This is a genomic window from Pseudoalteromonas sp. TAB23, from assembly GCF_000498075.1.
In the GTDB taxonomy this organism is placed as follows: domain Bacteria; phylum Pseudomonadota; class Gammaproteobacteria; order Enterobacterales; family Alteromonadaceae; genus Pseudoalteromonas; species Pseudoalteromonas arctica.
Genome location: NZ_AUTP01000230.1, coordinates 1 through 4,530 on the forward strand (window position 1 = coordinate 1; position 4,530 = coordinate 4,530).

Consider the following 4,530-nt stretch of genomic DNA (forward strand, 5'->3'; position numbering starts at 1 on the left):
GTATTTTTACGCAGAATATAGAAGTGTTTGATATTGTTTTAATTGGCGTTTTGGAAGGGATTACGGGTGTTTGAGTGGCTTTATTTTAGGTTAAAAGGGCTTATACTTCTCAATGCATCGTGTTTTGCAGCTTTTCTATATTATGAACAAGGCAATACAGTTGCCATTGCGTATTCACTTTCATTTGACCTCGTAAGGTCAGTTTATTCATGCCTTTATTCACCGCAATATTCCGCTTTTTATTTAAAGGAAAGCCGGTTCGATACAGCCGAGTCGTTTGCCATTCTTTAATAATCAGCTATCGTCGACCTATGGGGCTGTCTATTTTTGCTTTAATTTTGTCTATATAGCTTAGCTTTTTGCGTGATTCATTATTTATAATAATGCACTCTTCATACTGTTTTTATTGGCTTTTTTCCTAATGATTAGGATGGGTGTCATCCTAATCATTATCACTTTTGTCTGGAATATCATTGCACAAAGCACACTCTACACCTTTACGTGATTGATATAATCTTGAACATATAAACACTGTTGTTGTGATTGAAGACCAAGTACAAGCAAAAATTAATGCTTCTTGAACTGAATGCTGTTTAAGCAACTCAACTATAAAAAGTAAGGCAGCTACTCCAAGAAATACTTTTAATGCTCTAACGAACCAAAACTTAAATCCCATTTGAACTCCAAACCTGAGAAACACCTAACGCCGCATTAAGCGGACTAAAATTGTTGGTTATAATGTGTAGGAAGCGAAACCTAACCAACTGTTTTAGTTCCGTTTTCAATGTCTTGTTAGCGCGTACTTTGCTGAATACTTGGCTTTTCCCAACCAAGAATACTTACGCAATAATTTACACCAACCACTAAATATTCCGTTATTTCTGAATTACCACACGACGAAAAACCATTACGCTTACTTTCTAAGTCAAACCAGCCACCAGAAATTATTTCGTGGAGCCACCCTGCTTGTAAGGAACATTCAGGCCAAAACTCTAACAAGTCACCTTCATCTAAGACTCGAAAACCTGCAGGCTCTTCGAAAATAATATCAATTTTATCACCGTCAATAGATATTGTAATTGTTAGGAGATCAACATCAAAATTAAGGTTTATAACCTCAATAGTATTTGTTGAATTATCACACTCTAAAATTTTATATTTCACAAAACCTCTGAGTACCGCTAACGCCCACTTAAGCGGACAAAAATAGTTGGTTAAAGTGTGAAGCGAAGCGGAACCTAACCAACTGTTTTTGTTCCATTTAAAATACTTATAGTTACTCCGTTCCATTAATTAATGTATTTACCTATCTCATTAATACATGGAATATGCTTCTGTTGATTACGAATATTTGAGCGGAAACACTTAATGTTTGTAACAAGACTTTCGGATCAACAGGAGTAATTTGTTTCAATACGCATACTCAGGGATTGTCGTAATGCCGACTATCTATAAGACCTGCGAGAAACACTATTACCCTCTATCTATTCTTTCACTTTACCTCTAGGAGGCCCAAAATGGAAGCCTTTAACGTCTCAGATTTTGCTGCCTTTATCGGGATCGATTGGGCCGACCGTAAACACGATATTTGTGAAATAAATCGCGACACAAATACACAACTTTTAAGTGTAATTTCCTCTGAACCTAAGTCAATTAATGCATGGGCGCTTGAGTTAAAACAACGCTACAACGGCAGACCTGTTGCTGTCGCGTGTGAGTTAAAAAAAGGCCCACTTATATATGCACTCAGTAAATTTAAGCACATTGTATTATTTGTGATTAACCCATCAAGTGTTGCTAAATACCGTGCAGCATTTACGCACAGCGGGGCTAAAGATGATCCTACTGATGCGATTATTCAAGTTGAAATTTTACAACTTCATATGGATAAATTAACGGTTATCAGACCTGATTCTGAGGACGTTAAGTGTCTTGCGCAGCTTGTCGAATACAGACGTAAACTAGTACAAGATCGTGTTAATTTAACCAATAAAATAGCCACAATGCTAAAAAATTATTATCCCCACGTGATTGATTGGTTTAAAGAAAAAGACACTCAAATATTCTGTGACTTCTTACTGCGTTGGCCCTCTCTTGCTCACGCTAAAAAAGCGAGAAAACAAACACTACTCGACTTCTTTAATCAACATAATTCCCGCTACCCACTCGTTAATGAAAAGCGGATAAAAGAAATAAAGGACGCTGAAATTCTCACCGATGATATGGCGGTGATCACGCCAAACTTATTGCTTATTGAATGCCTCGTTCCTCAACTCAAACAGCTGATGTTGGCAATAACACAATTTGATGACGAAATTAAAACGCTTTATAAGCAACAGAAAGATCGCGCTATTTTTGATAGTTTACCAGGTGCAGGCCCACAATTAGCACCTCGATTATTAGCCGCTATGGGGTCAAATCGTGACCGCTATAAGTGCGCCGCTGACATACAAAAATACGCAGGCATTGCTCCAATAACCGAACGCAGTGGCAAAAAGGAATGGATACACTGGCGATACTCGTGCACTAAATTTTTAAGGCAAACATTTGTGGAATGGGCTGGATTATCTGTGCGCTATTCATTTTGGGCAAAAGCATATTATCGGCAGCAAGAAGCCAAAGGGAAACCCCATAATACCATCATCAGATCATTGGCATTTAAGTGGATAAGAATCCTATTTAGGTGCTGGAAAACACATACGCCCTACGATGAATCAACTTACTTAACGGCATTGAAAAGTAAGGGATCACCGCTGTTAAAATTTGCGGTGGAAAGTGAGCTTTAGCGCTTGCTGTCCACCTCAGGGCGTGTTGTTATATGCTGTGATAAATGGAATAAACCATATCATTTTCATACATTAAGCCTTTACTTTGGTAATTACAATTAGCCTCTTTAATTAAGCCCGCCCCAATGTAACCGAAGTAAATTTCCGAACCAGTATTTTTTGATAACAGCAAAGCTTTTAATGCTTTTTTATGTGAGTCTTTCGACATTGGTGCAGAATAACTAAACCATTTTAATGTGTCGTAAGTCCCGCTGACTTTAATTGATTTACAATCTTCGTCCATCCACTTTTTATTAGCAAAATTAGTGTCCGCTATGAATGAAAATTTATTACCTGATATTTCAATAGACTTAATAAAGATCGGAAAGTGGTCTCCTCCCGCATAAGACAAAGAAGAAAAAGGTAGAGAATGAATGCAATGCTTAATTTCATAATGGCATATAACGCTTTGCCAAGGGGCAAAAGCGAACGTTGTTGGGCGAAGCCCAGTGAGCATTTGTCCCAGCCGCGCTTTTTGCGGCGAACTTAGGCAACTTGTTATGTTTACGCAAGCCAACCTCCTCAAACATTTGTTAAGAAATACAAACCTGACAGCCACCTTAATCGAGCAAACAAAACTGTGCCACTAAATTTGCCAATCAGGTTCAAAATTTATCTTTGATTGCTGGGTCACTTTCATTTCATCTAATAAATAAGTCATTAGCACGCTAAAACCTGAATTACACGCATGAAAATAACTGCAAGGTTGCAGTTTTAACTTTTACCAAATGGTTTTTAATTTATGCGAGTAGCTTTTCGCAGTTGCTAATATTTGATCGCCGTTTCCGCTTTAAGTTTTCACAGTAACTTGCTTGTGAAGTGGGCCTGCCTACTGCACCATGAAATACGCGCGTAAATTGCGTAGTCAGCTTTAACCAGTTCTCTGGGGATATATTAAGCCTTTCTAACAAAGGTAGGTTCATGTTATCAATATAGCCGCGTTTATCCTCTCGTATTATTCGCCCTGTTAGCTCAACAAGTTCAAGGTACGATTTAAGCTCAAACGGCAGTCCTTTAGGCATAATCTGACGTGGCATACCTGCAAAACGTAGTAACTGTTTAGGCTGTTTACCTTCTGTCGCGCATGTTAAGCGCTTTTGTACACTGGTATGGTCTGACTCTTCTGGTGTGTTAGCCATTTTAGCCCTAATGGGATTTAAATCGACATAGGCCATACACGCTGCAAGTGCTGCTTCATCTAGTAATGCTTGCGATTTGAATCTACCCTCCCAGAATCGTCCTGTGCAGTTATCTTCTTTATTTGCTCTGCGCGCAATGTCTTCATTTAACAACCGCATAAACCAGCTAATACTTGCTAGGCGTTCGCGGTATTGTTTAACCGTTTGGTTGAAAAAGATGAGTTCAACTTTACTTAGCTTTTCACCTTGTACATATTTTTGCGTTAACAATGTGCCTTTACAGAGTTTATGCCAGCGAATAACAATCGCTTTATCATTCAGCCTGTTTGCTTTCTTATCATCTACATATAGTACCAAATGGGTGTGATTACTCATTACGGCATAAGCACATACATCAATACAAAATACCTTTGCTAATTCAAGCAGCTTATCTTCAACCCACCCTCGTCGATGCTCGTAAGATTGACCAGTAAAACGGTCTTCTCCACATAAAAATGCACGACGAACACAGCGTGAAATACAGTGATAGTATTTTGTATCAACCAAACTTACTTGACGCTTTCTTG

At 38.4% G+C, this 4,530-nt stretch carries 6 protein-coding genes; 1 reads left to right on the forward strand and 5 read right to left on the reverse strand.

Features of this window, described 5'->3' with window-relative positions; all coding sequences use genetic code 11:
- Nucleotides 1-109 precede the first annotated feature (109 nt).
- The 3 genes from L654_RS1000000128690 to L654_RS0113715 form a co-directional block, all read right to left on the reverse strand.
- A complete protein-coding gene (locus L654_RS1000000128690) occupies nucleotides 110-211 on the reverse strand; it encodes a transposase (RefSeq protein WP_343223573.1) in 102 nt (33 codons plus the stop codon).
- A 231-nt stretch (nucleotides 212-442) separates the two neighbouring features.
- The gene (locus L654_RS0113710) at nucleotides 443-676 is read right to left on the reverse strand and encodes a hypothetical protein (RefSeq protein WP_024608226.1); all 234 of its coding nucleotides are present in this window, start codon (nucleotides 674-676) and stop codon (nucleotides 443-445) included.
- A 116-nt stretch (nucleotides 677-792) separates the two neighbouring features.
- A complete protein-coding gene (locus L654_RS0113715; protein WP_029753613.1) occupies nucleotides 793-1,164 on the reverse strand; it encodes a hypothetical protein in 372 nt (123 codons plus the stop codon).
- A 353-nt stretch (nucleotides 1,165-1,517) separates the two neighbouring features.
- Here L654_RS0113715 and L654_RS0113720 point away from each other — a divergent pair, with 353 nt between their 5' ends.
- Complete coding sequence (locus tag L654_RS0113720; RefSeq protein ID WP_024608228.1) at nucleotides 1,518-2,786, forward strand: IS110 family transposase; 1,269 nt, start codon at nucleotides 1,518-1,520, stop codon at nucleotides 2,784-2,786.
- 28 nt (nucleotides 2,787-2,814) lie between these two features.
- Here the strand turns inward: L654_RS0113720 and L654_RS01000000126095 are convergent, their stop codons facing one another.
- Both L654_RS01000000126095 and L654_RS0113735 read right to left on the reverse strand, forming a co-directional pair.
- A complete protein-coding gene (locus tag L654_RS01000000126095) occupies nucleotides 2,815-3,282 on the reverse strand; it encodes a hypothetical protein (RefSeq protein WP_033027834.1) in 468 nt (155 codons plus the stop codon).
- Between the two features lie 283 nt (nucleotides 3,283-3,565).
- Nucleotides 3,566-4,530: transposase (locus L654_RS0113735; protein ID WP_024608230.1), on the reverse strand; the 965-nt coding region annotated here is incomplete at its 5' end.

Excerpts from the sequence above, each read along its gene's own strand:
- L654_RS1000000128690 (WP_343223573.1), bottom strand. The coding sequence starts at position 211 with ATGAATAAACTGACCTTACGAGGTCAAATGAAAGTGAATACGCAATGG.
- L654_RS0113710 (WP_024608226.1), bottom strand. The coding sequence starts at position 676 with ATGGGATTTAAGTTTTGGTTCGTTAGAGCATTAAAAGTATTTCTTGGA.
- L654_RS0113720 (WP_024608228.1), top strand. The coding sequence starts at position 1,518 with ATGGAAGCCTTTAACGTCTCAGATTTTGCTGCCTTTATCGGGATCGAT.
- L654_RS01000000126095 (WP_033027834.1), bottom strand. The coding sequence starts at position 3,282 with ATGCTCACTGGGCTTCGCCCAACAACGTTCGCTTTTGCCCCTTGGCAA.